We start from the raw sequence: 2,430 nt of genomic DNA, 5'->3' as shown, positions 1-2,430 counted from the left end.
CGTGCTCTGGGTCAGCAGCAATTCGATGCCACTGTCCTGAATCAGGTAATGGAGCCGCGCCTGCGGGTAGTCCGGGTCCAGTGGCAAATAGGCGCCACCGGCCTTGAGAATCCCCAGCATGCCCGCCACGGTGTCCAGCCCACGGGACACCGCCAACCCCACTCGTACCTCGGGGCCGACGCCCAACGCCTTGAGTCCATGGGCGATCTGGTTGGCACGGTCGTTCAATTGGCCGTAGGTCAAGTGCAACTCGCCGCACACCAGGGCGATGGCCTGAGGTGCCTGGGCCACCTGGGCCTCGAACAGCTCGGCCAGGCTTTGGTACACCGGGTATTCGCGCCGCTCGCTGCCGTTCCACTGCTGCAAGGTGGCTTGGCGCTGCGCTGCAGACTCCAGTGGCAGATCGCCCAGGCGCCGTTCGGGATTGGCGACGATGGCTTGTAGCAAATTGCACCAATGCTCAGCCATACGCGCCACGGTGGCGGGTTCGAACAGGTCGGTGGCATAGGTGAAGGAAGCCTGCAAGCCAGTATCGGTTTCGACGGTATCCAATGTCAGATCGAACTGCGCGGTCTGTGCCTCCCAGGCCACCCCTTCCAACGTAAGATCACCCAGCCGGGGCAAAAAATTACCGGTTCGTACCTGGTGGTTGTGCATCACCTGGACCAGCGGCGCGCGGTCCGTCTGCCGAGGAACCTCGAGCGCTTCCACCAAACGCTCAAAAGGCACCTGCTGATGGGCCAATGCCTCCACCATCGTTTCATGGGTTTGCAGCAAGAACTGAACAAACGTCAATGACGACGAACAATCGGCCTTGAGCACCAGAGTATTGACGAACATTCCGATCATCAGGGATTGCTCAGCTCTGTCCCGATTCGCCACCGGCACGCCGATGCACACCGTCGACTCCGCGCTATAACGGCTCAAAAGCAACTGGAAGGAGGCCAACAAAGCAGTGAACAGCGTGACGCCGCTCTGCTGCGCCAAAACAGCTAATCGACGGGCGCAATCATCCGGTAACGCAATGCTGAAGCTAGCGCCCTGGTGGCTTGGCACCGCCGCACGAGGGTGGTCCAAGGGCAGCTCCAGGACTCTTGGCGCGCCCGAGAGATGACCGACCCAATAGGCCAATTCCCGGTTCCGGGCCTCCCCGGTCATGGTCTGACGTTGCCAGCCAGCGTAATCGGCATATTGCAGGGTCAGGGGTGGCAGCGTGTTCGAACGGCCAAGCCGTTGACTGTCGTAAAGCTCAGCTAGCTCAGCGATCAAAAGAGGCATGGAGCTGCCATCCACGACGATATGGTGCAACGTCACGCTCAGCAGGTGCTCGGCCTCGGCCGTCACGGCCAGATCGACCCTCAGCAATGGCCCTTCGATTAAATCGAAGGGCCGCTGGGCGCTGTCTTGTTCTGCTGACTGATCGGCCTGCGCGCGGTAGCGCCATTCAAATGGCAGCGAGAGGTGAACACGTTGATACGCCTGGGCGCCGTCTTGATAGAACGTCGTGCGCAGAATTTCGTGGCGAGCCACCAGCGTCTCGAAAGCACGCTTGAGCGCAGCGACGTCCAGCACGCCTTTCAAGCGCAGGCTGCTGCTGACGTTGTAGGTTGCCTGTTGTGGGGCCCATTGCCAGAGAAACCACTGCCGCTGCTGCGCAAACGACAATGGCAAGGGCGCGCTCCGATCCATAGGAACAATGGGAGCGTGCCCTTGCTGGCGGTGAACATCCATACGTTGCGCAAAATCGGCCAGGTTCTCAGCCTCGAACAAGGCTTTGAGCGGAACATCCGCAGCCATCTCGAAGCGAATGCGCCCAATCACATGGGATGCCAGCAAAGAATGCCCCCCCATGTCGAAAAAGTTATCGTTGCGCCCTACCCGATCTACACCCAGTACGCTCGCCCAGATCACAGCCAGCGCTTGCTCGCGTTCACCTTCGGGGGCTGCGTAGGCGTGGCTTGTCTGGCGCACGTCCACCGACGGCAACGCCTGTCGATCAAGCTTGCCGTGGGCCGTCAGGGGCAGTGCGTCCAGCACCATCAGGTGCGCCGGCACCATGTGTTCGGGCAACTCGGCCTTGAGCCGCTGCTTCAGGGCCGCCAGCCACTCGACACGCTGCTGCGCACCCACTTCGGCCACCAGATAACCCACCAGTTGCGCACCGGCCGGGCCCTCCACCGCCAGCACCGCCGCCTGGCGCATGTCGCGGTCCTGCAACAGGCTGGTTTCGATTTCCCCCAGCTCGATACGAAAGCCACGGATCTTCACTTGTTGATCCGCACGTCCCAAGTAATCCAGGCTGCCATCGGCGCCGTAACGCGCAAGGTCGCCACTGCGATACAACCGACCACCCGGCGCACCGAACGGGTCCGGCACGAAGCGCTCGGCGGTCAGTCCGGCTCGGTTCAAATAGCCCCGCGCCAGCCCTGC

Annotated in this window: 1 protein-coding gene; it reads right to left on the bottom strand. The window is 61.9% G+C overall.

Annotation, left to right across the window (positions count from 1 at the left end):
- On the bottom strand, positions 1–2,430 hold a 2,430-nt coding region (locus VGC62_RS13300), incomplete at both ends, for a condensation domain-containing protein (RefSeq protein ID WP_331187549.1).

This window comes from Pseudomonas sp., assembly GCF_036404235.1.
Taxonomy (GTDB): domain Bacteria; phylum Pseudomonadota; class Gammaproteobacteria; order Pseudomonadales; family Pseudomonadaceae; genus Aquipseudomonas.
Note: the sequence above shows the minus strand (reverse complement) of the source record. Positions and strands in the feature narration are given on the sequence as shown.